The organism is Pseudomonas sp. TE3786, assembly GCF_054057335.1.
On sequence record NZ_JBSRZF010000004.1, the window covers coordinates 196,400 to 220,032 of the forward strand.

At 63.7% G+C, this 23,633-nt stretch carries 20 protein-coding genes; 14 read left to right on the forward strand and 6 right to left on the reverse strand.

Going from position 1 to position 23,633, the window contains the following annotated elements; all coding sequences use genetic code 11:
- Window positions 1–48: 48 nt before the first annotated feature.
- From ACVW0Y_RS07085 to ACVW0Y_RS07115, 7 genes are all read left to right on the forward strand, one after another.
- A complete protein-coding gene (locus tag ACVW0Y_RS07085; RefSeq protein ID WP_457437021.1) occupies window positions 49–1,101 on the forward strand; it encodes a 3-keto-5-aminohexanoate cleavage protein in 1,053 nt (350 codons plus the stop codon).
- A gap of 103 nt (window positions 1,102–1,204) precedes the next feature.
- The gene (locus tag ACVW0Y_RS07090; protein ID WP_457437023.1) at window positions 1,205–2,533 is read left to right on the forward strand and encodes an MFS transporter; all 1,329 of its coding nucleotides are present in this window, start codon (window positions 1,205–1,207) and stop codon (window positions 2,531–2,533) included.
- Window positions 2,530–3,192 (forward strand): DsbA family oxidoreductase, encoded by a 663-nt coding sequence (locus ACVW0Y_RS07095; protein ID WP_457437024.1) that lies wholly within the window; start codon window positions 2,530–2,532, stop codon window positions 3,190–3,192. Before ACVW0Y_RS07090 ends, ACVW0Y_RS07095 begins: the two co-directional genes overlap by 4 nt.
- Window positions 3,189–3,509, forward strand: a complete 321-nt coding sequence (locus tag ACVW0Y_RS07100; RefSeq protein WP_457437026.1) for a Rieske (2Fe-2S) protein — start codon at window positions 3,189–3,191, stop codon at window positions 3,507–3,509. The genes ACVW0Y_RS07095 and ACVW0Y_RS07100 overlap by 4 nt, the downstream gene beginning before the upstream one ends.
- A complete protein-coding gene (locus ACVW0Y_RS07105) occupies window positions 3,506–4,516 on the forward strand; it encodes a YeiH family protein (protein WP_457437027.1) in 1,011 nt (336 codons plus the stop codon). Before ACVW0Y_RS07100 ends, ACVW0Y_RS07105 begins: the two co-directional genes overlap by 4 nt.
- 91 nt (window positions 4,517–4,607) lie before the next feature.
- Complete coding sequence (locus tag ACVW0Y_RS07110; protein WP_457437029.1) at window positions 4,608–5,369, forward strand: hypothetical protein; 762 nt, start codon at window positions 4,608–4,610, stop codon at window positions 5,367–5,369.
- A gap of 173 nt (window positions 5,370–5,542) precedes the next feature.
- Window positions 5,543–7,108 (forward strand): methyl-accepting chemotaxis protein, encoded by a 1,566-nt coding sequence (locus tag ACVW0Y_RS07115; protein WP_457437031.1) that lies wholly within the window; start codon window positions 5,543–5,545, stop codon window positions 7,106–7,108.
- Window positions 7,109–7,127: 19 nt separating this feature from the next.
- Here the strand turns inward: ACVW0Y_RS07115 and ACVW0Y_RS07120 are convergent, their stop codons facing one another.
- Complete coding sequence (locus ACVW0Y_RS07120; protein ID WP_457437033.1) at window positions 7,128–8,144, reverse strand: AraC family transcriptional regulator; 1,017 nt, start codon at window positions 8,142–8,144, stop codon at window positions 7,128–7,130.
- Window positions 8,145–8,439: 295 nt separating this feature from the next.
- Here ACVW0Y_RS07120 and ACVW0Y_RS07125 point away from each other — a divergent pair, with 295 nt between their 5' ends.
- From ACVW0Y_RS07125 to ACVW0Y_RS07155, 7 genes are all read left to right on the forward strand, one after another.
- Entirely contained in the window at window positions 8,440–9,006 is a 567-nt protein-coding gene (locus tag ACVW0Y_RS07125; protein ID WP_457437036.1) for an RBBP9/YdeN family alpha/beta hydrolase, read from the forward strand.
- A gap of 128 nt (window positions 9,007–9,134) precedes the next feature.
- A complete protein-coding gene (locus ACVW0Y_RS07130) occupies window positions 9,135–11,045 on the forward strand; it encodes a DUF1302 domain-containing protein (RefSeq protein WP_457437038.1) in 1,911 nt (636 codons plus the stop codon).
- 39 nt (window positions 11,046–11,084) lie between these two features.
- Window positions 11,085–12,443: a DUF1329 domain-containing protein gene (locus ACVW0Y_RS07135; RefSeq protein ID WP_457437040.1), complete on the forward strand. Its 1,359-nt coding sequence runs from the start codon at window positions 11,085–11,087 to the stop codon at window positions 12,441–12,443.
- Between the two features lie 118 nt (window positions 12,444–12,561).
- The gene (locus tag ACVW0Y_RS07140; RefSeq protein WP_457437042.1) at window positions 12,562–13,632 is read left to right on the forward strand and encodes a WD40/YVTN/BNR-like repeat-containing protein; all 1,071 of its coding nucleotides are present in this window, start codon (window positions 12,562–12,564) and stop codon (window positions 13,630–13,632) included.
- A 21-nt stretch (window positions 13,633–13,653) separates the two neighbouring features.
- Window positions 13,654–16,143 (forward strand): efflux RND transporter permease subunit, encoded by a 2,490-nt coding sequence (locus tag ACVW0Y_RS07145; RefSeq protein ID WP_457437044.1) that lies wholly within the window; start codon window positions 13,654–13,656, stop codon window positions 16,141–16,143.
- A 102-nt stretch (window positions 16,144–16,245) separates the two neighbouring features.
- Window positions 16,246–16,716 (forward strand): MEKHLA domain-containing protein, encoded by a 471-nt coding sequence (locus ACVW0Y_RS07150; RefSeq protein WP_457437046.1) that lies wholly within the window; start codon window positions 16,246–16,248, stop codon window positions 16,714–16,716.
- A 139-nt stretch (window positions 16,717–16,855) separates the two neighbouring features.
- Window positions 16,856–17,764, forward strand: a complete 909-nt coding sequence (locus ACVW0Y_RS07155) for an SdiA-regulated domain-containing protein (RefSeq protein ID WP_457437048.1) — start codon at window positions 16,856–16,858, stop codon at window positions 17,762–17,764.
- 97 nt (window positions 17,765–17,861) lie between these two features.
- Here ACVW0Y_RS07155 and ACVW0Y_RS07160 read toward each other — a convergent pair whose 3' ends face one another.
- The 5 genes from ACVW0Y_RS07160 to cobG all read right to left on the reverse strand — a co-directional run bounded on the left by ACVW0Y_RS07160 (window position 17,862) and on the right by cobG (window position 23,596).
- Window positions 17,862–18,128, reverse strand: coding sequence for a DUF3077 domain-containing protein (locus ACVW0Y_RS07160; RefSeq protein ID WP_457437050.1), 267 nt, complete (start codon window positions 18,126–18,128; stop codon window positions 17,862–17,864).
- 1,106 nt (window positions 18,129–19,234) lie between these two features.
- Window positions 19,235–20,878, reverse strand: coding sequence for a precorrin-3B C(17)-methyltransferase (gene cobJ, locus ACVW0Y_RS07165; protein WP_457437052.1), 1,644 nt, complete (start codon window positions 20,876–20,878; stop codon window positions 19,235–19,237).
- 20 nt (window positions 20,879–20,898) lie between these two features.
- Complete coding sequence (locus ACVW0Y_RS07170) at window positions 20,899–21,648, reverse strand: precorrin-2 C(20)-methyltransferase (protein WP_457437054.1); 750 nt, start codon at window positions 21,646–21,648, stop codon at window positions 20,899–20,901.
- Window positions 21,645–22,271 (reverse strand): precorrin-8X methylmutase, encoded by a 627-nt coding sequence (locus ACVW0Y_RS07175; protein WP_457437056.1) that lies wholly within the window; start codon window positions 22,269–22,271, stop codon window positions 21,645–21,647. Before ACVW0Y_RS07175 ends, ACVW0Y_RS07170 begins: the two co-directional genes overlap by 4 nt.
- Window positions 22,271–23,596, reverse strand: coding sequence for a precorrin-3B synthase (cobG, locus tag ACVW0Y_RS07180; RefSeq protein ID WP_457437058.1), 1,326 nt, complete (start codon window positions 23,594–23,596; stop codon window positions 22,271–22,273). Before cobG ends, ACVW0Y_RS07175 begins: the two co-directional genes overlap by 1 nt.
- Window positions 23,597–23,633: the final 37 nt, after the last annotated feature.

Below are 23,633 nucleotides of genomic sequence, written 5' to 3' on the forward strand. Positions count from 1 at the left end.
CAACCGTGTCGGGGCGGGCCGCTTTAATAAGAACAAGAGGATTCCCCCATGCAATTCTTCGACGATTCGCTGCACCCCGAAAACATGGAAAAAGTAGTCATCACCGTTGCCCCGTACGGGCCGGAGTGGATGCCTGCGGACTTCCCGGAAGACATTCCGGTGACCATGGACGAGCAGGTGCAAAAGGCCGTGGAGTGCTACGAAGCCGGCGCCACTGTGCTGCACCTGCATGTGCGTGAACTGGACGGCACCGGCTCCAAGCGCCTGTCCAAGTTCAACGAGCTGATCGCCGGGGTGCGTGCGGCCGTGCCGGACATGATCATCCAGGTTGGTGGCTCGATCTCCTTCGCTCCCGAAGGTGAGGGCGAGGCGGCCAAATGGCTGTCCGATGACACCCGCCATATGCTCGCCGAGCTGACCCCCAAGCCGGATCAGGTGACGGTGGCCATCAACACCACCCAGATGAACATCATGGAGCTGCTGTATCCGGAGTACCTGAAGGGTACCTCCCTGGATAACCCGGCCATCCATGCCGCCTACAGCGAAATGACCGTACCGGCCGGCCCGGGTTGGGTTGCCGAGCACCTCAAGCGCCTGTGCGCCAACGGTATTCAGCCGCACTTCCAACTGACCGGCATGCACGCCCTGGAAACCCTCGAGCGCATGGTGCGCAAGGGCCTCTACATGGGTCCGCTGAACCTGACCTGGATCGGTATCGGCGGCGGTTTCGACGGCCCTAACCCGTTCAACTTCTTCAACTTCATTCACCGCGCGCCGGATGGTTGCACCCTCACCTCCGAGTCGCTGCTGAAGAACGTGCTGCCGTTCAACACCATGGCCCTGTCCATGGGGCTGCACCCGCGTGTCGGCAACGAAGACACCATCATCGACCAGCACGGCAAGCGCTTCGGCTCCGTGCAGCAGATCGAGCAGACCGTGCGTGTTGCCCATGAGCTGGGGCGCGAAATCGCCAGCGGCAAAGAAGCCCGTGAGATCTACCGCATTGGCGTGCAGTACGACAGCATCGAGCAGACCCTGCTGGCCAATGGCATGGCGCCTAACCGCCAGGCCGGGCAGAAAGGTGTGCCACAGCGCGGTTGAGTGGATGTAACGACGGCCCCTGCCAGCAGTACTGGGGCCGTCCTCTGTATTCAAGCGAAACGACAACAATAACAATAAGTTGCAGTACAACGAGGAGGCATTCATGGCCTTTCATCACAGCGTGGGCGACGAGGTAGACACCTCGGTCGGCATTCCACGCAGCTATGCCTGGGTCGTCTTCGCCCTGACATTCGGCCTGCTGATTTCCGACTACATGTCGCGGCAGGTACTCAACGCCGTGTTCCCGCTGCTGAAAAGCGAGTGGAGCCTCTCCGATAGCCAATTGGGCCTGCTCAGCGGCATCGTCGCTTTGATGGTCGGCTTGTTGACCTTCCCCTTGTCGCTGTTGGCCGACCGCTTCGGCCGCGTCCGCAGCCTGGCGCTGATGGCGCTGCTGTGGAGCATCGCCACCCTGATCTGCGGTCTGGCCGAGCGCTACGAGCAGATGTTTTTAGCGCGCTTTCTGGTCGGCGTTGGCGAGGCGGCATACGGCAGTGTCGGCATTGCCGTGGTGCTGTCGGTATTTCCCAAACATATGCGTGCCACCCTGGCCGCAGCCTTTATGGCCGGCGGCATGTTCGGTTCAGTGTTGGGCATGGCCCTGGGCGGCACCCTCGCCGCGCACCTGGGCTGGCGCTGGGCCTTTGTCGGCATGGCGCTGTTCGGCTTGGTGTTGGCGGTGTGCTACCCGCTGATCGTCAAAGAAGCGCGGGTGTCGCACACGCGTTTTACCAGCGCCGTGCAACGGGCGGCCGAGCAGGCCACGCACCCACTGCGCAGCCTGTATGCCAGCCGCTCGGTAATTGCTGCCTATATCGGTAGCGGGCTGCAGCTGTTTGTTGGTGGCACGGTGATCGTGTGGATGCCCAGCTACCTCAACCGTTACTACGGCATGGCCACCGACAAGGCCGGGGCCTTGGCCGGCCTGATCGTGCTGTGCAGCGGCGTCGGCATGATTCTCTGTGGCATGCTCAGCGACCGCCTGTGCCGTAACGCCCCGGAGCGCAAAATCGCCTTGGCTATCGCCTATTGCCTGGGTAGCTGCGTGTTGCTGTCGCTGGCCTTTGCCCTGCCGCCAGGCCTGGCCCAATTGGCCTTGATCTGCCTGGGCATGCTGATAGCCACCGGCACCACCGGCCCGGCCGGGGCCATGGTTGCCAACCTGACCCATTACTCCGTGCACGGCACCGCTTTCGCCACCCTGACCCTGGCCAACAACCTGCTGGGTCTGGCACCGGGGCCTTTTATCACCGGACGTCTGTCGGACGTATTGGGCCTGCAGACCGCCTTCCAACTGGTGCCGCTGGTGAGCATCGGTGCCGCCGCCGTGTTCTTTTATGCCCGCCGCCATTACCTGCAGGACATCGCCCGGCTGCGCGGCGAGACCGGCGGGGAGGTAGCCGGCGCGGCCGTGCTGGAGGGTCAATCGTGAACCCTGCCCTGCGCATCGACGTAGCGTTCGATTTCATCTGCCCCTGGTGCCTGATCGGCAAGCGCCAGCTGGAGCAGGCCGTGACCCAGCTGCAGCAAACCTTGCCGCTACAAGAGGTGAGCACCGATTGGCAGGGCGTGCAGCTGCTGCCCGATCTGCCCGCCGGCGGCCAAGCCTTTGGCGAGTTCTACCTGCGTCGGCTGGGCAGTGAAGCCGCCGTGCAGCAGCGGCAGCGGCAAGTGCAGGAAGCGGCGGAGGCCGTCGGCCTGCGGATCCGCTTCGAGCGCATCAGCCGCATGCCCAATACCGCCGATGCCCATCGTCTGTTTCGGCAGGCCGCTGTGCTGGGCAGCCCGCAACAACGTGAGCTGCTGCTCGAGCGCCTGTTCGCCGCACACTTCAACAACGGTGAAGACCTTGGCAACAGCAACACCTTGCTGGCCATCGCCGAAGCCTGTGGTTACTCGCGCGAGGCAATGACGCGCGCCCTGTATGGCGATGGCCGGCCGTACCAGGCGGCGGACGTAAACGCCAGCAGCGTGCCGGAGTTTGTCTTCGACAAGCAGCTGCGCCTGTCTGGCGCGCAACCGGCCGAGTACCTGCTGCGCGCCATGCAGCAGGTACTTGGTACCGCGCAACAACGGAGCGAACGGCCATGAGCAGGCGTTATCCGCTGCCGGCCGCGCAAGTGCCGGTGGCCGGCCAGCGCGTACTACTTGAGTACGGCGGCCACAGCATTGCGCTGTTCAACCTCGACGGTCAGTTTCACGCCATTGCCGACAGCTGCCCGCACCAGGGTTCGTCGCTGTGCGGCGGCCAGTTGCAGGGCCGGGTGATCCAGTGCCGGGCCCACGGCCTGCGCTTCGACCTGGCCAGCGGCTACCTGCTCAATTCGACTGCGCTCAAGGTTGCCACCTATCCGGTGGAGATCGAGGGCGAGCAGATTTTTATCGTTATCGAGGACCCCGCGCCATGAGCGCCATTGCCATCAGCCAACTCAACGACCGCGTCCGCTTGCTGGCGCCGGGTATCACCCTCAGCCTGGTGGTGGCGGCCGCCGCGACCTTTCTTTCCGAGCACTACGGCGCGCCGGTGATGCTGTTCGCCCTGTTGCTGGGCTTGGCCCTGAATTTTCTGGCGGCCGACGGTGCCTGCAAGGCGGGTATCGAGTTCACCGCACGCACCGTATTGCGCATTGGCGTGGCGCTGCTCGGCATGCGCATCACCCTGGAGCAGATCGCCGCCCTGGGCTGGAAACCCTTTGCCCTGGTGGTGATTCTGGTGGTGGTGACCATCGGCTGTTCGGTGCTGGCCGCTCGCGCCCTGGGCTTCCAGCGCCTGTTCGGCATGCTCACGGGCGGTGCCACGGCGATCTGTGGCGCTTCGGCGGCGCTGGCCCTGGCCGCTGCCCTGCCCAATCACCCGAAGAAAGAACGCGCCACCTTGTTTACCGTGATCGGTGTGTCGGCGCTGTCGACCCTGGCGATGATTCTCTACCCGATGATTGCCAACGCCCTCGGCCTGTCGCCGCAGCAGGCTGGGGTATTCCTCGGTGCCACTATTCACGACGTGGCCCAGGTGGTCGGTGCCGGCTACAGCATGTCGCCGGAGACCGGCGATATCGCCACCGTGGTCAAGCTGATGCGCGTGGCCATGTTGCTACCGGTGATCCTCTGTGCGGCGCTGATCACCCGCGCTCAAGGCGTCGAGCCGGGTGCCCAGCGTCCGCCGCTGTTGCCCTGGTTTGCCGTCGGCTTTCTGATTCTGGCCTGCATCAACAGTACCGGCTGGGTACCGGCGCTGGTGCAGGGCGGGGTCAACGAGGCGTCGCGCTGGTGCCTGGTGGTGTCCATTGCCGCGCTGGGCATGAAAACCCAGCTCAAGGAGCTGGCCACCGTGGGCATCAAACCGATTCTGCTGATGGTCGGCGAGACCGTGTTTCTCGTCGTGCTGGTGCTGCTGCTGATGCGCTGGGGGCTGTAGCGGTTCGCCGGCGCCCGGCGCCGGCACAGCCACGGGCATGTCCGGCCCGGCCACCGATAAAAACTATAAAAACAAAAAAAAGGGATGGACGATGCAAAGGATTGTTCTGCTCAGAACTGCTCTTCTAAAAATTGTTCCGGCGTGCCTGCTGGGTCTGCTTTGTCTGCCGGCCCAGGCCGATACCGGCACGGTACGTCAGCTGTACGAACTGGATAGCCACAGCCGGCTGCTCTGCGCCAGCGCCATGCTGTACTACGACCCGCGGGAGCGCAGCCCCGATCCGCGCCTGCTCACCGCCGTATTCCACCACCTCACCAGCCTGGAAACCGACGTGCTGCAACTCGGCCAACCGCCGCAGCTGGTGCAGCCGCTGGCCGCCATGCGCAAGCTTTTCGAACAGCTCGATGGGTTGCCGCGCAGCGAAAGTCGACGGTACCCGGAGCTGATCACTCAGTTACTGGAGCAACGCCAGCAACTGGGTGAGGCCACCGTCCGCCAGCTGGCGCAAGGCAGCACGCAGGAAGCCTTTGGCGAACAGAGCCGCGACCTTGCCGACCTGTTGCTGGACTATCAACTGCGCCGTTACCCATTAGCGAAAAAAGACCGTTGGCAGCTTTCAGCTGAGCGTGTGGCGCAGCTGGATGGCGATATCGAGCGCCGCTTCGATCAGTTGCAAGCGCAACACGCTAGCCAGGCCGAGGCCTTGGCCAAGGTGCGCGGCGCTTACCAGTTTGTCCGCCGGCAAGTGCAACAAGGCGCAGGCGAGGGCGGGGGTGGCACCGAGTTCTACCTCAGTCGTGCCGTGCTGGACCTCGATGAGGTGGCGTTGAACATCCCGCCACAACAGCCCTGAAGCGCCGAACGGTACGCCATGGTCATGAAATGAAAACGCCCTGACAGGCAATGCGAAGCCGGTCTGTTCAGCGCTATCTAAATTAGTTGACTCAAGAGTCGATTTCGCCAGCGCGAGGTTCGCGTACCGGCGTCCCTTGTTTTGCAGGTCGGTGTGCCGACAGGAGTAGCGTGATGCGTATAAATATGCCCGTAAGTGGCCGGGAACGTAGTTTTCCGCCGAACCAACGCTTGATTTCCGCCACCGACACCCACGGCAAAATCACCTACTGCAACGATGCATTCGTCGAGGTCAGTGGTTACAGCCGCGAGGAGTTGATCGGCAGCCCGCACAACCTGGTGCGCCATCCGAACATGCCACCGCAGGTGTTTGCGCACATGTGGGACTACCTCAAGAGCGGCAAGAGCTGGATGGGGGTGGTGCAGAACCGCTGCAAGAACGGCGACCACTATTGGGTCAGTGCCTATGTCACGCCGATCCAGGAAAACGGCAAGGTGATCGGTTACGAATCAGTGCGCGAGTGCGTGCAGCCCGCGCATGTGCGGCGCGCCACGGCGCTTTATGCGCGGCTTATTCGCGGCCTGCCGGCGGCACCGTTGCAAGAGAAACTGCTGGTGTTGGCGCGCTTTCTCCTCCTGCCACTGCTGGCCGCAGTGTTCGGGCCGGCGCTGCTGTATGCCGGGCAGGCCGGCGCGGGTGTGGCGCTATTGGTGGCGTTGGGGTTGGGGCAGGCATTCCTGACCATGGCCTATGTCAAACGCGCGCTGCTCAAAGTCGGCCAAGCCGCACCCAAGGCGTTCGCCAGCGAACTGGTAGCCCGCACGTACACCGATGACAGCGGCGCTGTGGCCCGCCTGCAGCTGGCGCTGATCAGCGAGGGCGCGCGCATCCGCACCGCCTTTGGCTTGCTCGGCGACTATGCCGACCGCACCGCGAGCCAGGCCTCGGAAAATGGCCAGCTGGTGCAGCAAGCCGAACAGGCCCTGCAAACCCAGCGTGGCGAGACCGAGATGGCCGCCACCGCCATGCAGGAGATGGCGGCCTCTATCCATGAAGTCGCCAGCAATGTGCAGCTCACCGCCGAGGAGGCCCGCCAGGTTAATGCACTGGCCCTGGATGGCAGCCGTCAGGCTGAACAGAGTCGGCAAATGGTCGAGAAGCTGGCGCAGACGGTGGAAGGCATCAGCTCTTCGGTGGAAGGCCTGGCCGACCGCGCCAAGTCGATCCAGCAGGCGGCCGATATGATCCGCGCCATCGCCGAGCAGACCAATCTTCTTGCGCTCAACGCTGCCATCGAGGCCGCGCGTGCCGGCGAGCAGGGGCGCGGATTTGCCGTGGTGGCGGATGAAGTCCGCGCCCTGGCTTCGAAAACCCGCGACTCCACGGAGACCATCCAAGGCATCATCGGCGGCCTGCAGGAAGTGACTGCACAGGCCGTGACCATCGCTCGTCAGGGCAGCTCCGAGGCGTTACGGGGCGTGCAGCGGGTTATCGAAACCGAGGCCGCGCTGGGCGGGATCACCCAGGGGGTCGAGCGAATCCAGCAGATGACCGAACAGATGGCCGCTGCCTCGGAGCAGCAGGGTCAGGTGGCGGAAAATATCGCCGAGCAGATCGGCAGCATTTCCCAGGCCTGTGAGCAGAACGCGTTGATCACCAGCCGTTCCGCCAGCCTGGGCGGTGAGCTGGAGTCCACCGCGTTCGCCCTTCGCGAGCTGGTCGTGCGCTTCAATAGTTAAGTAGCGCGGCGCGCCGCTCTCAGCGCTCCTTGCGCGGCGTGCCGTGTTCACTACGCCAGGCGGCGGGCGGCATGCTGAACTGGCCGATAAACCAGCGGGTAAACGAGCTGGGCATCGAGTAGCCGAGCATGTCGGCGATGCGCCCCAGCGAGTAGGCGGGGTTTTCCAGGTAACGGATCACCAGGTCGCGGCGTACGCCATTGATCAGGTCACTGAAGGTTGCCTCGTTCTCCTCCAGGCGCCGTTGCAGGGTGCGCACGTTCATGCCCATGGCCAGGGCAATCTGCTCGATGGTGGCGCGGCCCATGGGCAGTAGCAGGTAGATGGCCTTGCGCACTTCAAACACCAGCGGCGTCTGCTGATCGACGTGCAGGGACTCGAGAAAGCGCTGCGCATAACGCGCCATGGCCGGGTCGGCGTGGGGGTTGGCGACCTCGAAGTCGGCGGCATGACAAACAATGCCGTTGAACTCGCTGTTGAACTCCACTTTATGCCCCAGCACCCGTCGGTGCACTTGCACATCGTCTGGCGCCGAGTGGGTGAAGTTGACGCTGATCGGCCGCCAGTGCGTGCCCAGCAAAGCGGCGCATAGCCGATACATCACGCCGATCGCCAGTTCGTTGCCCTGCCGCCAGCTCAGGCCGGCCTCGGTGACCACTTCCTCGCGGATGATCACCATGCTGCCGGCCTCTTCGATATAGATGGCCAGCGAATCGTTGAGCAGATGGCGATACTGCACCACCACCTGCAACGCCTCGCGCAGGGTGCGTTGGTGGGTCAGCAGCAGGCTGACCGCGCCGAAGTCCGAGAGCTGGCGTGATTCGGCCATGCGCAGGCCGAACGTCTGGCAGCCGCTGGCCGCCGCGGCGTTTTCCAGCACCTGTACGGCTGCGCCAATCGGGATGCGGTGTTCCGGGTCCTGCAGCTGGCTTTTGCTGAGGCCCACGTCATTAAGCAGCGCCTGGGGCTTGAGGCCCAGATGCTGGGCGACCTCCAGGAAATTGGTCAGTACCGCTGCGCGAACCAGTGTTGTCATTGTTCTAGTTCCTACACGGGTGCGGCCGCATTGGCGGCCGTCGCCCATGATGCCCGATGGCCGGACAGACGGTCACCGGGCTGTCATGAAATGAAAAATCGGGCCTGAAAAGCTGACCTTAGCAGCGTTCCGACGGGATAACACCCTGCCGTCGAAACGGCCTACAGCGGATCTGTCATGAATTGCGAAAAGGCTGACGCTTAATGTGAAGCGTGGCGGGGGGCCCGCCTCTACTGTCTGTCACATCCCGGCGTCTGTGCACGCCGAAAACCGGATTGGCAGTCAGGAGCCCGGCGTGGCTAACAACGACAAAGCGTTTACCGTCCTTATCATTCCCGGCCTGCGCGATCACGTTGCCGAGCACTGGCAAACCCTGCTCGCCGCACGGTTGCCGAACTGCCGCAGCGTGCCGCCGCTGGAAACCGACAAACTGAGCCTGGCGGCCCGGGTGGACGCCATTCAGCGCGAGCTGGACGCCATTGACGGTCCCGTGGTGCTGGTTGCCCACAGCGCTGGCGTGTTAATGACAGTGCACTGGGCGGCGCGGCATTCGCGGCCGATCCTCGGCGCGCTGCTGGTTACCCCGCCGGACCTCGACAGCGTGTGGCCGGCCCAATACCCCAGCCCGCAGGTACTTAAAGACAACGGTTGGTCGCCGCTGCCCCGTGGCCGGTTGCCGTTCCCGAGCATTGTCGCGGCCAGCAGCAACGATCACCTGGCCAGCCTGGACGCTGCCCGCGCCATGGCCAGCGACTGGGGTGCCAGCCTGGTCGAGCTTGGCGAAGTCGGTCATCTCAACCCGGCGTCCGGCTACGGCGAGTGGCCGCAAGCCGAGCGCCTGATTCAGGCATTGCTGGACTGACCCGCGCCCGTCGCGCAGGCCAACACCCTTACTCGAAAAGGACCCATTCGACCCAATACCCGCCTGCGCGACCAACCCGCGCGGGCAGCACCTAGCAAGTCCAAAACAATAAAAGCGGAGTCAACGCTATGTACAACAACAACAAGCAGCACCGCCCGCCCCTACGCACCAGCCTGTTGGCGGCGGCCATCACCCTGGCCGTTGTGCCAGTCGTTCAGGCCGTCGAAGTCGATACCGGCAACCCCGACATGTCGGTGCGGTTCGACAACACCGTCAAGTACAACTACGGCGTGCGCACTGAGAGCGCCGATTCGCGCATGCTCGGTACGCCGAACAACAACGATGGTGACTACAACTTCCGCAAGGCCGGAACCAATATCACCAATCGTCTCGACCTGCTGACCGAACTGGATGTGGTCTACCAGAACCGTCTGGGCTTTCGTGTCAGCGGTGCCAGTTGGTATGACAAGGCGTACGACAACGTCGGCTCCAACTCCAACCCCTTCGTTAACGGCAATGGCGACTACTCCGCCATCGTCGGCTGGAATGGCCGTCCGACTGCCCCTACGGTGTTCGGCAGCTCGCACCTGAGCAACCATGCCCAGCGTTACTACAGCGGCCCGTCCGGTGAAATTCTCGATGCCTTTGTGTTCTACAGCACCGAGGTGGGCGAGCAATCGCTGCTGAGCATGAAAGCCGGCCAGCACAACGTGTTCTGGGGTGAAACCATCCTCAACCCGGTGCACTCGATCAGCTACGGCCAGTCCGGGCTGGACCTGGCCAAGCTGGCGGCATCGCCGGGCACCGAGGCCAAGGAACTGTTTGTGCCGCGCAACCAGCTGTCCACCAGCTTCACCCTCAATTCCGAGTGGTCGTTCGGTGCCCAGTACTTCCTTGACTGGGATGCTGCACGCTTGCCGGAAGCCGGCACCTACTACGGCTCTTCCGACCTGATCGGCGAAGGCGCGCAGTCGTTTATTCTCGGTCACACCGGTGGTGCCGGCCTGGCTGGGCCGAATGGCACGCTGAGCAATATCCGCCGCGGCGACGACCTGACCCCGGATAACCAAGGCGACTGGGGCGTAATGGCCAAGTGGTCGCCGGAGTGGCTGGACGGCACCCTGGGCATTTACTACCGCAATACCTCCGACATCCTGCCCCAGGCGGTGCTCGACGCCCGCAAGCTGACCGTCGCCGGTGGCGTGGCGGGGCTGCGTAACTCCATCGAGACCACCTCCTATCGCCTGGCCTACGGCGAAGACATCCATATCTATGGCCTGAGCCTGTCCAAGGACGTCGCCGGGGTCAGCGTCGGCAGCGACCTGAACATTCGCCACGGTATGCCGCTGTCGAGCATCCCGGCGATCTACAGCCCATTGCTGGTAACAGGCGCGGCTGGCGCTGGCTTGTCCCCACGCAATCCCGGTACCGGCGTGGTCAACGGCCAGTTCAAGGAAGGCGAAAGCATGAGCGCCACCGGCGACACCCTGCACTGGGTGGTCAATGGCCTGATGGCGTTGCCCGAGACTGCGTTGTTCGATGCCGCGAGCCTGCTCGGCGAGGTGTACTACAGCAACCTGCTGAGCCTCGATAGCAAGAACGAAGCGCTGTACAAAGGCAAAGACACCTACCGCGGCATCGACAAACCGACCCGCGACAACTGGGGCGTGGCGGTCAACTTCACACCGACCTGGTACCAGGTGTTTCCGGGTGTGGACCTGACTGCGCCAATGTCCATCAACGTCGGGATCGATGGCGTTTCACCGGTTGCCGCCGGCGGTGCCGAAGACACCGGCAACTACTCGCTCGGCGTTGGTGCGGCGATCTATAACCAGTACTACGTCGACCTCAAATACGTGGATTCCTTTGGTGACGCCCAGAAGTGCAAAAACGGCGCTGTCGACGGTGCGCTGCCCAACGCCCTCGACCTGGGCCAACGCAACACCTGCTACGCCGGCGGTTACTCGTCGTTCTCGGGTGGCGGTGCCAGCGGTGAAGACCGTGGCGCGCTATACCTGACGTTTAAAACCACTTTCTGATCCACGAATTGCCCCGCCTCAGTGCAGGAGAACAACAAGATGAAATTCGTGCAAACCGTAATGGCTGCCTCCCTCATCCTGGCCTTGACCGGCCAGGCCCACGCCGCCGTATCCGCTAGCGAAGCGGCCAAACTGGGCACCAGCCTGACCGCCCTCGGCGCGGAAAAAGCCGGCAATGCCGACGGCAGTATTCCGGCCTACACCGGTGGTCTGACCCAGGCCCCGGCGAACTTCAAGGCCGGTGATAGCGTGCGCCCTGACCCCTACGCCGGTGAGAAACCGCTGGTGGTGATCGACGGTAAAAACGTCGAGCAGTACAAAGACCAGCTCACCGCCACTACCGTGGAACTGGCCAAGCGCTTCCCGACCTTTCGCGTCGAGCTCTATCCCACCCACCGCACCGCCGCCGTACCCCAGGCAGTGCAAGACAACAGCCTGAAAAACGCCACCGGTGCCAAGTCGCTGGAAGGCGGGCTGGCGATCGATAACGTGCTGCCGGGCGTACCGTTCCCGATTCCGCAGTCGGGTGCCGAGGCCATGTGGAATTTTCTGCTGCGCTACCAGGGCGTGACCATCGGCACCAAGTACGACTCGTGGAACGTCGATTCCTCCGGTGTCGCCAGCCTGGCCATCACCGGGCAGGCGTTTATCAGCTATCCGATCTACGAGGACATGAGCAAGCCGATCACCGCCAGCGCCACCTACTACCAGATGAAGCTCTACTACACCGCGCCAGCGCGCCGCGCCGGTGAGTCGATCATGCTGCAGGATGCGGCCAACCCGTTGCAGCAACCGCGCCGCGCCTGGCAGTACCTGCCTGGCGTACGTCGGGTGAAGCTGGCCCCGAACCTCGCGTACGACACGCCGAACCCGGGCACCGCTGGTGCCGGCACCTACGATGACGTGTTCGTCTTCAACGGTGCGCTGGACCGCTTCGACTGGAAGCTGGTGGGCAAGCAGGAAATGATCGTGCCCTACAACACCTACCGTCTGACCTACGCCCCTGACGCCAAGGCCATCACTACCCCCAACCACCTGGCACCGGATCTGGTGCGCTGGGAGAAACACCGCGTCTGGGTGGTGGAAGGCACGCTGAAAAGTGGCGCTCGCCACGTGTACGCCAAGCGCCGCTTCTACCTCGACGAAGACAGCTGGGTGGCGCTGGCCTCGGACCAATATGACGCCCGTGGCCAGCTCTATCGCGGCTCGTTTGCCTTCCTCAGCCAGAGCTACGACAAGACCGTGCCGGACTCCACACCCTTCATGATCTATGACCTGGTGGGTGGCTCGTACAACATCAACGGCGTGGTTGGCCCGTACGGTGGTATCCACTACATCGACACGCTATCCAAAGCGCAGTGGTCTCCCGAGTCCCTGGCCGGCGCGGGCATCCGCTGAGTTTCGGGCCACAGGCCCCGCCATCAGTGTCCGTGACGCTACTCCCTGACACGGCGGGACATTGACCCGGCGCCGCAGAGTCCCAAGCCCTGCGGCGCATCTTTTGCCGAGATTGACCATGAGTGATCTATCCAAAGTCCTGATCGCCCTGCTGGGTCTGCTGCTAGGCAGCTTGCCCATCGGCGCACAGGCCGAATTTATCGACGTGCTGGATCTGCCGGCACGTACCAGCGCTCTGGCGCCCATGGCGCCTCTGGCCGATGTCAGCCGTGCCGGCGAACGCTTGGTGGCGGTCGGCCAGCGCGGCCATATTCTTTATTCCGACACAGCTGGCGACCAGTGGCTGCAGGCCCAGGTGGCGGTCAGCAGTGATCTCACTGCGGTGTATTTCCCCACGCCAAAGCTGGGCTGGGCGGTGGGCCACGATGGTGTGATTCTGCACAGCGAAGACGCCGGTGCCACCTGGAGCAAACAGCTCGACGGTCGTCAGATCGGTGCCCTGATGCAGGAGCGCTACAGTGCGATGGCCGCTGCCGCGCCGGACGACGAGCAATGGGCCGCGCGCCTGGCCGACGCCCAGCGCATGATCGATGAGGGTGCCGATAAGGCGCTGCTGGATGTGTGGTTCGCCAACGACCAGCTCGGCTACGCCGTCGGCGTATTCGGCGTGATCCTGCGCACCGAAGACGGCGGCCGTCACTGGCAGCCATTTGCCGATCGCACCGACAACCCCCAGGGTTTGCACCTGAACGCCATCGCCGCCGTCAACGGCGTGCCCTATATCGCCGGCGAGCAGGGCTTGCTGTTGCGCTGGGACGCCGAGCAGCAGCGCTTTGTCGCCTTGCAGACGCCCTATAGCGGCAGTTTCTTCGGTGTCACCGGCAGCGCCAGCGAGCTGCTGGTGTACGGCCTGCGCGGGCATGTACTGCGCAGCGTGGATGGCGGCAGCAGCTGGACCGAACTGGATAACCACCTGCAAAACAGCATCAGCGCCGCGACCCAGGACGCCAGCGGCCATGTGCTGTTGTTCAGTCAGGCCGGCCATGTGCTGCGCATCAGCGCCGATGGCCACACCCTGGAGGCCGTGCCGCAGACGCAAATGGCGCCGATCAGCGCCGCCGAATTCGCCGTCGACCACAGCCTGGTGCTGGTCGGCAGCCGCGGTGTGCGCAGCCAGCGCCTGCCCTAACGAAGTCAACGAGAAACCATCATGGGCAACATCAAACAAGACAGCATGCCGGTGATCCGCGACCTGCGAGATTTCGACCAAAGCAGCGGGCATCTTTTCGAGCGCCTGCTGTTCAACCATCGGCCGTGGTTTATCGCCATCATCGCCTTGGTCTCGGTGCTGCTCGGCTATATGGCGCTGACCCGCCTGGAGCTGCGCCCCAGCTTCGAGAAGATGATTCCGCAAAGCCAACCCTATATCCGCAACTTCCTCGACAACCGCGACCAGCTGCGCGGCCTGGGCAACTCGGTGCGGGTGGTGGTGGAGAACAGTCAGGGCGACATCTTCGACCCGGCCTACCTGGCCGTGCTCAAGCAGGTTAACGACGAACTGTTCCTTACCTCCGGCGTCGACCGTGCCTGGCTGCGCTCGTTGTGGGCACCCAGCGTGCGCTGGACCGAAGTCACCGAAGAAGGTTTTCAAGGCGGCCCGGTCATGCCCGATGGCTACGACGGCTCGCCCGCCAGCATCGAACAACTGCGCCAGAACATCGGCCGCGCCGGTGTGGTCGGCAGCCTGGTGGCCAACGATTTTCGCTCCACCATGCTGGTGGTGCCGCTGCTCGATAAGAACTCCGCCACCGGCCACGGCATCGACTACTACGCCTTCGCCAAAAGCCTGGAAGCGCTGCGCAACAAGGTTGAGCACCTGAATGCCCAAGCCCAGGGCGAGGGGCCTTACCGGGTACGGGTGATCGGTTTCGCCAAGCTGGTGGGCGAGCTGATCGACGGCCTGCTGCAGGTAATGGCCTTCTTCGCCCTGGCGGTGGTGGCCGCCTTCGGCATCATCCTGCTGTATACCCGCTGCGTGCGCAGCACCCTGCTGGTGATCGGTTGCTCGTTGCTGGCGGTGGTCTGGCAGCTGGGTATCGTCGCCTGGCTGGGCTATAGCATCGACCCCTATTCGGTGCTGGTGCCGTTCCTGATCTTCGCCATCGGCGTGTCCCACGCCGCGCAGAAAATGAACGGCATCATGCAGGACATCGCCCGCGGTACCCATAAGCTGATCGCTGCGCGCTATACCTTCCGCCGTCTGTTTATTGCCGGGGTGACCGCCTTGCTGGCCGACGCCGTCGGCTTTGCCGTGCTGATGCTGATCGATATTCCGGTGATCCAGGACCTGGCCATCGCCGCCAGCATCGGCGTCGCCGTGCTGGTGTTCACCAGCCTGCTGCTGATGCCGATTGCCCTGTCCTATGTCGGCGTCGGCACCAAGGCTGCCGAGCGCGCCCTGCGAATCGACACCCGCGCCGAACAGCACCGTGGCTTTGGCCGCATGTGGGACTGCCTGAATCTTTTCACCACCCCGAAGTGGGCCACAGCCACCGTGTTGCTGGCCTCGTTGCTGGGCGTTGGCGGCTTTATGGTCAGCCAGCACCTGCAGATCGGTGATCTCGACCGCGGCGCTCCGGAGCTGCGCGCCAACTCGCGCTACAACCTCGACAACGCCTACATCACCAGCCACTACGCGCTGTCCAGCGACATGTTCGCGGTGATGATCAAGACCCCGCCCGAAGGCTGCCTGAACTACCGCACCCTGGTGCTCGCCGACCGCCTGGCCTGGGAGCTGCAGCAGCATCCGGGGGTGCAGACCACGGTGTCGCTGGTCAACGCGGTACGGCAGATCACCGCCGGCTCCTTCGAGGGCAACCCGAAGATGGCCAGCCTGCAGCGCAACCAGGACGTGCTCAACTACGCCGCCCAGCAGGCCTCGGTAAACGCCCCTGAACTGCTCAACAACCAGTGTTCGCTGATGCCAGTGATCGCCTTCCTCAAAGACCACAAAGCCGAAACCCTGGATGGCGTGGTGGCGATTGCCGAACGCTTTGCCCGCGAAAACAGCACCGAGGACCGCCAGTTCCTGCTCGCCGCCGGCAGCGCCGGTATCGAAGCGGCCACCAATATGGTGGTGCGCGAGGCTAACCACCGCATGCTGCTGTACGTGTACCTGGCGGTGGCGATCTTCTGCCTGATCACCTTCCGCAGCTGGCGCGCCATGCTGGTGGCGTTGCTGCCGCTGGTGCTGACCTCAGTGCTCTGCGAGGCGCTGATGGTGGCCATGGGTATTGGCGTCAAAGTAGCCACCTTGCCGGTGATCGCCCTGGGCGTGGGCATAGGGGTGGACTACGCCTTGTACCTGCTCAGCGTGCAGCTGCACTACCAGCGCCAGGGGCGAACCCTGGGCGATGCCTACCGTAGCGCCGTGGCCTTCACCGGCCGGGTGGTGGCGCTGGTGGGCATCACCTTGGCTGCCGGGGTGGTGTGCTGGGTGTGGTCGCCGATCAAGTTCCAGGCCGACATGGGCATCCTGCTGACCTTTATGCTGCTGTGGAACATGCTCGGCGCGCTGATTCTGATTCCGGCGCTGTCGCACTTCCTGCTGCGTCATGTTGGCCAGAGCAACGCGCCGGTCAGCGACCAACCGGCACCCAGCGTGCAGCGCAAACAGCCGGCACCAGACTGCGTGCGTTAACAGCAATCCATCGGCACCCTGTGCCGTTCGCCGCTCCAGGGCTGGTCGCCGGCCCTGGGAGCGGCGAACCTGAGCACCTCGTTTATGCACAAGGTGCCCGCCATGCAACCCTGGCAAACTCCCGCCGCCATACTTCAAGTACGCCGCCTGCTCACCAGCTACCGCCACTGGTTCGGCCACGAGCTGATCCCCGGTGCCCTCGCGCTCAGCGCCGAGCAACTGGCCGCAGTCGCTTACCACGCCCCTGCCACCCTGCTGTCCCACGGCAACCAGGCCGACCCCATCCTCAACTACGGCAACGCCGCCACCCTGGCGCTCTGGGGTTACAGCTGGGAGGAGCTCACCGCCACGCCCTCGCGGCTCACCGCCGAACCCATGGAACGCAGCGAGCGCCAGCGCTTTCTCGAACAGGTCGGCAGCCAGGGCCATGTCGCCGACTACCGCGGCATACGCATCGCCAGGAATGGCCAGCGTTTCTGGATCGAACAGGCCGCGGTCTGGAATGTGCTGAATGAGCAGGGCGAGCAGATTGGCCAGGCGGCCAGTTTTAGCGAGTGGCAGCTTATCGACTAGGTTGGGCTTCGCCGTCTGAGCCTATCAACTGCAACTATTTCCGCCGCTCGTCCTCTGAAACTTGCAGTTATCTATTACATGTCCTTCTGTAATAGCTGCCCGCCATAATCGGTAGCACTTATGTACAGCGGAGCGTGTGATGAACGGTCTGTATGTTTCAAGAACACTGCAGGCCTGTATCGCCCTTGCGCTGCTTAGCAGTGTCGTGATGGCGCAGCATCAGCGCTTGTTCGAGCGCATCTGGTTCCAGTTCGAACAGGCGAAAAACCCCGGCGGTGCTCAGCTACTCACGCGCTACGAAGTTGATATCGAAGGCCGCACCCTGGGTGATCTCACCAATGTTTCCGCCCTGTCCTTCGACCCCGAGCGCAACACCCTGGTCAGCGTCACCAACCAGCGCCCGCACTTTCTCGAACTGTCCCTGGACGGCGAGCTGTTGCGCAGCATTCCGCTGAAAGGCTTCAAAGATCCGGAAGCCATCGAATACATCAGCCCGGGCGTCTACATCATTGTCGAAGAACGTCGCCGCCGGCTGACGGAAGTGCACATCAACGACGCCACCCGCCTGATCGACATCGACGACCCCGGCAACGCCCATCAACTCGACCTGAGCAGCGTCGGCGAAGAAAACAAAGGCTTCGAAGGCCTGGCATTCGATTCCGTCAACCAGCGCCTGTTTATTGCCAAAGAGCGCGACCCCATGGGCATTTTCGAAGTCAGCGGCTTTATGCAACACGGCCCCGGCCCCCTGCGCCTGCAAGTGCGCACCGACCCCGAACGGGACCAACGCCTGTTCCTCACCGACCTCTCCAGCCTCTACTACGACGTCGCCACCGAACATCTCTGGGCGCTCTCCGACGAATCGAAAATGGTCATCGAACTGGACCAGCACGGTTACCCCGTCAGCAGCCTCAACCTGCGCGCCGGCAACCTCGGCCTGAAGGCCGACGTCCCGCAGGCGGAAGGCATGGCGATGGATCGGCAGGGGGATTTGTATCTGGTGAGTGAGCCGAATCTGTTTTATCGGTTCAGACGGACCGTTAAGTAGCCCAACCTATTCGCTTTCTCCCTTCACCGGCGTGCCGAACCGGCCGCTCCTACGGATTGCGTGTTCTCGTAGGAGCGGCTTTCAGCCGCGATTTGTTTTACGCAGCCTCTTCGCCAGGCACGCCATCGATGCATGCCTGCAACGTGGCATTCGCAGCGCCAATCATAAAGTGGCACGCATGGCTAACCGGTTCCTGCTGGCGAGTGGGCGCATTGGTGATATGCAGGGCCAAGGTTTGCGCTGCGGTGAGCAGGGCGTGGGCGCTGTCCAGGGCATCGGCCAACGGGATGCCGGCGCGCACCGCAAAGAGCGCGTGGCGGGAATCGCCGCAGGGGTAGAACGGAACCTTTGAGGTGTTAGACATGGGGCACCTCCACAAGCGGGAGAGTGCGGGGTGGTGAGGGGATTATTACGGGATGAACGTATTTCATGATGGAACTTCCTTAAGTTAAGAGTGAGTTGCCACCTATCGCTGCTAAACGAATGGGTGGCAGCCGTACGCGGGTTAGCAGACCGGTCAACTTAAGGAAACCCGGCGCACCCGAAGGTGCCCCACGCACGGCCGCCATAACGTGATACCGCAGACGCAAAAAAAGCGCCTGCTGAAACGTATGCGGCGCTTGCGCGCCTTAAGTCGATTCGAGCTGCTAAACCCGATCGCTGAATGGGTCAGCGACGGCGGGACTATAGGACCGGATTCAAAAGGCTCACAAGCCAGGAAACGTACGTTGCGACGTTTCCTACGGCACTCGCATCGTAGCCGGGTGGCCTGGCTTCAGCAAAGGAGCAGGTAAATTCCCGTCATTCCCGCGCAGGCGGGAATCCACACTCTGAAGGCGGACGCCGATTGCCGCCCCGACGATGTTCTACGGACCATTCTGGATACCAGCCTGCGCTGGGATGACGGAGATTTTCGTCCCGAGCACCGTCATCCCAGCGCAGGCTGGGATCCAGCATTTCGCAGACATACGACCTTCATTCCGCGAACAAAGAAGATGCTCTTGCTTGTGATCTGCCCGCCCCACTCGGCCCGCGCCAATGGTCTGAAGGCACACGCCGATTGCCGCGCCGACGACGTTGTACGGCCCATTCTGGATCCCAGCCTTCGCTGGGATGACGGAGGTTTTTGCCCCGAACACCGTCATCCCAGCGCAGGCTGGGATCCAGCATTTCGCAGACATACGACATGCATTCCACGGAAAAAAGAAGATGCTCTTGCTAGTGATCTGCCCGCCCCACTCGGCCTGCGCCAATGGTCTGAAGGCTCACGCCGATTGCCGCGCCGACGACGTTCTACGGACCATTCTGGATCCCAGCCTGCGCTGGGATGACGGAGATTTTCGTCCCGAACACCGTCATCCCAGCGAAGGCTGGGATCCAGCATTTCGCAGACATACGATCTTCATTCCGCGAACAAAGAAGATGCTCTTGCTTGTGATCTGCACGCTCCACTCGGCCTGCGCTGATGCGTCACGCCGGATACGATCTCGGCGTATACACCCAATCCACCGCACTGCCCGCCTTGGCAAAGCGCCGTGTGGTGCTGGAGCCGATGATCACCATGGTGCGCATATCCACCATCTCCGGGCGCAATTCGCCAAGAGTGGTGACGGTGAGTGCCTCGGCCGGCCGACCGATATCGCGGCCCAGTACCACCACGGTTTGCGGGCTGCGCTGTTCGCGCACCACGTCCAGCGCGCGGCCAAGTTGCCACGGCCGAGCACGGGAAATCGGGTTGTAGAAGGCCAGCGCCAGGTCGGCGAGGGTGGCGTGTTTAAGCCGCAGCTCAATCACCTCCCACGGCTTGAGGTTGTCGGAGAGCGAGATCATGCAGAAGTCATGGCCCAGCGGCGCACCCGCTTTGGCGGCGGTGGCCAGGGAGGCGGAAACCCCGGGCAGCACCTGCAAGTCGACCGAGTGCCAGTGTGGATCGCTGCTGGCTTCCAGCGCTTCCAGCACCGCAGCAGCCATGGCGAATACACCAGGGTCGCCGGACGACACCACCACCACGCGCCGGCCGCTGGCGGCCAGTTCGAAGGCGTGGCGCGAGCGGGCCAGTTCTTCGCGGTTGTCGCTGTTGTGTAGCACTTGGTCGGGGCGGAACGGGCCGGCCATGGTCACGTAGGTTTCGTAGCCGAGTACGTCTTCTGCTTCCTGCAGTGCGCGCTTTACGGCGGGGGCGGTGAACTCGGCGGCACCGGGGCCAAGACCGACCACGGTGAGCCGGCCACGGGCTTGGCCGAGGCTGTGGATAACTACAGGTTGATCGGCAATGGCCAGCTGCAGGCCCTGGCTTTCCAGTACGCGGTGAGTCGCGTTGAGTGTCAGTTCATCGTTGAAACGCAGCGGCACGCCGAGGCTGTTGGCGGTGGCGCGCAACGCGTTATCGGCCATTCGCTCGCGAGGGCTCAACAGGCACGCCAGGGCATGAGCGCTGATGCCGGCAGCGGCCAGGCTGTGTTGAATCTGTTCGGCATCGGCCGGTGCATCGAGTACCACCACGCTACGCGGGTGGATCAGCAATTCATCACTGCTGCCGTTGGCATCGGTGCTGATGCGGATGCGCAGTCGGGCATCGTCGGCCAGTGGCAGGCGCGCCTGTTCCAGCCAGGGGGCGTCGCCGTCGATGGTCACGTTTTCGCCGCCGAGCAAGGAGGAGACAAAACGTTTGCCCTGTTCGATATCGCCCAGCACATAGCCGCTGGGTGGGTTGAGCACGCAGGTGTCGAAGCGTAGTTCGCCGCTGGTGGTGATGGCGGGTGCCACCGCCAATGCGGCTGCTATTTCCCGAGCCAGGACATTCACTCCGGCCAGGCCGCCGAGCAGCGGCACCACGGCGCTGCCGTCTTCGGCCACGGCAAGTACTGGCGGCTCTGCACCTTTGGTTTGCAGCAAGGGTGCCAGGCAGCGGATGACGATGCCGGCGGCGCACAGGGCAATGATCGGCCGGTTGCGTTGGTACAGCTCGCGCAGCTGAGTGCCGAAGTCGCTGTAGCCGATATCGGCGCTGACTCGCTCGTTCAGGCCATACACCTGGGCATCTGGATAGCGCGCCTGAATGCGCCGCGCAGTAGCAAGGGCGCCGGTGCCGAGGATGATGATGGCGGGGGACATGGGTAACTCCGAAAGCGGGCTCAGGCCTGCCATTTTTCGCCGGGCACGATGATCAAGGAAAAGTAGGGCGAGGCCATGGGGTCCACTTCATTCAGCGGCACGATGCGCTGGTTTTCCATGGTCGCGCGTTCGACATACCGGGCACGGCCGGCCAGGCCCAGCTCTTCCAGCACGCCCCGCACCTTGTCGAAGTTGCGCCCCAGCTTCATCACCACGGCGGCGTCGGTGGCGGCCAGGCGTTGTTTGAGTTCGTCGGCCGGCAGCACGCCGCTGAGCACGGTCAGGCTCTGGTTGCGGTACACCAGTGGAATGCCCAGTACCGAAGCACCGCCGAGCATCGAGCACACGCCCGGCACCACTTCGGCGGGGTAGCGGCCGGCCAGGCGATCATGCAGGTACATGTAGGAGCCGTAGAAAAACGGGTCGCCTTCGCAGATCACTGCCACGTCGCGGCCGGCTTCCAGGTGCTCGGCAATCTGCTCGGCGCAGGTGTCGTAGAAGTCGCTGATGATGGCTTCGTAGCTCAAAGGCGGAGCGAGCTTTTCAGTGGTCACCGGGTAGACCATGGGCAGGCGTTGCTGCGCGTCGCTCAGGTGCCCGGCGATGATGCCGAAGGCGTTGCCATGCTGGCCGACGGCAACCTTGGCCTTGGCCACGAAGTAGCCGATCACCGGCGCTGACTGCAGCAGGCGCAGGGCTTTGAGGGTGATCAGCTCGGGGTCACCGGGGCCGACGCCAATGCCCAGCAAGCGTCCTTTGGCACTCATCACTCCACCTCCGTGGCCAGGGCGTTGACGGCGGCGGCGGCCATGGCACTGCCCCCGCGGCGACCGCGCACGATCACATAGGGCACGCCGCGGCTGTCGGCAGCCAGCAGGTCTTTGGATTCGGCGGCACCGACAAAACCCACCGGGAAGCCGAGGATCAGCGCCGGTTTGGGCGCGCCGGCATCGATCATTTCCAGCAGGTAGAACAAGGCGGTGGGCGCATTGCCAATCACCACCACGCTGCCCTCCAGATGCTCGCGCCAATGCTCCAGGGCCACTGCCGAGCGGGTGTTGCCCAGCTCGCGGGCGAGGTCCACCACGCCTTCGTTGTTGAGGGTGCAGATGACTGGATTATTGGCCGGCAGGCGGGCGCGGGTGATGCCTTCGGCGACCATCCGCGCATCGCACAGAATCGCCGCGCCGCCCGCCAGGGCCGTGCGTCCGGCAGTGCCGGCACCGGGGGAGAAGCGCAGGTCTTGCACCACATCGACCATGCCGCAGGCGTGAATCACCCGTACGGCGAGTTTTTCCAGGTCGGCGGGAATGCCGCTCAGGTCGGCTTCGGCACGAATGATGGAAAACGAGTGGCGGTAGATTTCCTGGCCATCGCGGATGTACTCAAGCATCAAGGGGCTTCCATGGGGTCGGGCTGCGCGGCCAGGGTGTCGGCGGCTTCAAGGATAGTCAGATTACGCGCCAGCAGCTGGCCGAAACCGGCGCTGCTGCTGTCACGTTGATAAAGGTCGTAGCGACCCTCGGCCACTGCCAGCAGGGTGTGCGGTGCCACATGGGCAGCGGCGCAGGAGCGCGGGCAGGCGCTGAGGTGCACCTGCTCGATCGGGCCGCGCTGGGCGAGTAAATCGGCCAGTAACAGGGCATCGGCTTTGCTTGCGGCCAGGCCTTTGCTGCAGTCGCTGGAGCCGCTGCAGGCGACGATGCGCGCCAGCGGCGCGCTGCTGTCGGTGAGCAGGCCCAGGTCACTCAGGGCTTGTTTCAGCGCGTCGGCATTGGCGGCAGGCACATCGCGCAGCAGCAGGCTTTGCCAGGGCGTGAAGTACAGCGCGTCTTCGCTCAGCCGGGCAACGCCAGCCAACTGTTTCGCGCTGATTCTGCCCAGCACCGGTGCCGCGCCGATATGCACCCGGCCGGCTTGGCGTTGGGCGCGAATGCCCAGATGCGCCCACGGCTCGGCAGCCGGCCGGTGCCACTGCAGCAGCTGCGCATCCTGCTGCAACGGGAAGGGCAGACGGGCTTGCAGTGCAGCAAGAAAGTCGCTGATCGGCATCTGCTTGAGCAGATGGCGCATGCGCGTGTGTTCGGCGCTGGCGTGCTGCAGAAACAGTTCCAGGCAGGCGTTCACCAGCGCCGGCACCTGCTCGGCGTTGACCGCCGCCAGCGCCTCGCCGGGGCTACTCGCCAGGCCGAAGACAAAACGCTGCGGATCAAGCGCACTTATCCACAGGTCATGGTGGTGCTCGAGCATTGCCAGGCTCTCGCCGCCATCCAGTTGCAGGGCAAATTTGGCCGAGAGCTGGTGCAGGGATTGATTGCTTTCCAGCAGGTTCAGCAGTTGCTCGGCAAGCGGACGCACATCCAGAAATTGTTGCGCGTCGACACCCGCGGTGGGGCTGAGCATCAGGTTGCGCACATCATCGGCGGCGGAATTATGGGGGCCCAGTTTGGCGGCCAAGAGTGCGGTGATCAGCGCCTGTTCTTCACCCCCACGCACGCCCCGAATCTGCAAGTTGGCGCGGTTGGTGATTTCCAGCACGCCGCTGGCATGGCGCTCGGCGGCGGCGCTGATGGCCAGGGCCTGGGCCACGCTGAGCCGCCCGCCGGGCAATTTGATCCGGCAGATACCGCCGTCCCGCGCCTGCACAATGCGCAGCAAACCCGGGCACGCGGTATGGCGTGGCAGGGGAGCGCTGGGAGTGGGGCGGGCGTTGTTCAAAAAAGTCACCGGTTCGCCGTGGCTGGCTGTGGGTGCC

Coding starts and splice junctions, on each gene's coding strand:
- ACVW0Y_RS07085 (WP_457437021.1), top strand. CDS start 49: ATGCAATTCTTCGACGATTCGCTGCACCCCGAAAACATGGAAAAAGTA.
- ACVW0Y_RS07090 (WP_457437023.1), top strand. CDS start 1,205: ATGGCCTTTCATCACAGCGTGGGCGACGAGGTAGACACCTCGGTCGGC.
- ACVW0Y_RS07100 (WP_457437026.1), top strand. CDS start 3,189: ATGAGCAGGCGTTATCCGCTGCCGGCCGCGCAAGTGCCGGTGGCCGGC.
- ACVW0Y_RS07105 (WP_457437027.1), top strand. CDS start 3,506: ATGAGCGCCATTGCCATCAGCCAACTCAACGACCGCGTCCGCTTGCTG.
- ACVW0Y_RS07110 (WP_457437029.1), top strand. CDS start 4,608: ATGCAAAGGATTGTTCTGCTCAGAACTGCTCTTCTAAAAATTGTTCCG.
- ACVW0Y_RS07115 (WP_457437031.1), top strand. CDS start 5,543: ATGCGTATAAATATGCCCGTAAGTGGCCGGGAACGTAGTTTTCCGCCG.
- ACVW0Y_RS07120 (WP_457437033.1), bottom strand. CDS start 8,144: ATGACAACACTGGTTCGCGCAGCGGTACTGACCAATTTCCTGGAGGTC.
- ACVW0Y_RS07130 (WP_457437038.1), top strand. CDS start 9,135: ATGTACAACAACAACAAGCAGCACCGCCCGCCCCTACGCACCAGCCTG.
- ACVW0Y_RS07135 (WP_457437040.1), top strand. CDS start 11,085: ATGAAATTCGTGCAAACCGTAATGGCTGCCTCCCTCATCCTGGCCTTG.
- ACVW0Y_RS07140 (WP_457437042.1), top strand. CDS start 12,562: ATGAGTGATCTATCCAAAGTCCTGATCGCCCTGCTGGGTCTGCTGCTA.
- ACVW0Y_RS07145 (WP_457437044.1), top strand. CDS start 13,654: ATGGGCAACATCAAACAAGACAGCATGCCGGTGATCCGCGACCTGCGA.
- ACVW0Y_RS07150 (WP_457437046.1), top strand. CDS start 16,246: ATGCAACCCTGGCAAACTCCCGCCGCCATACTTCAAGTACGCCGCCTG.
- ACVW0Y_RS07155 (WP_457437048.1), top strand. CDS start 16,856: ATGAACGGTCTGTATGTTTCAAGAACACTGCAGGCCTGTATCGCCCTT.
- ACVW0Y_RS07160 (WP_457437050.1), bottom strand. CDS start 18,128: ATGTCTAACACCTCAAAGGTTCCGTTCTACCCCTGCGGCGATTCCCGC.
- cobJ (WP_457437052.1), bottom strand. CDS start 20,878: ATGTCCCCCGCCATCATCATCCTCGGCACCGGCGCCCTTGCTACTGCG.
- ACVW0Y_RS07175 (WP_457437056.1), bottom strand. CDS start 22,271: ATGCTTGAGTACATCCGCGATGGCCAGGAAATCTACCGCCACTCGTTT.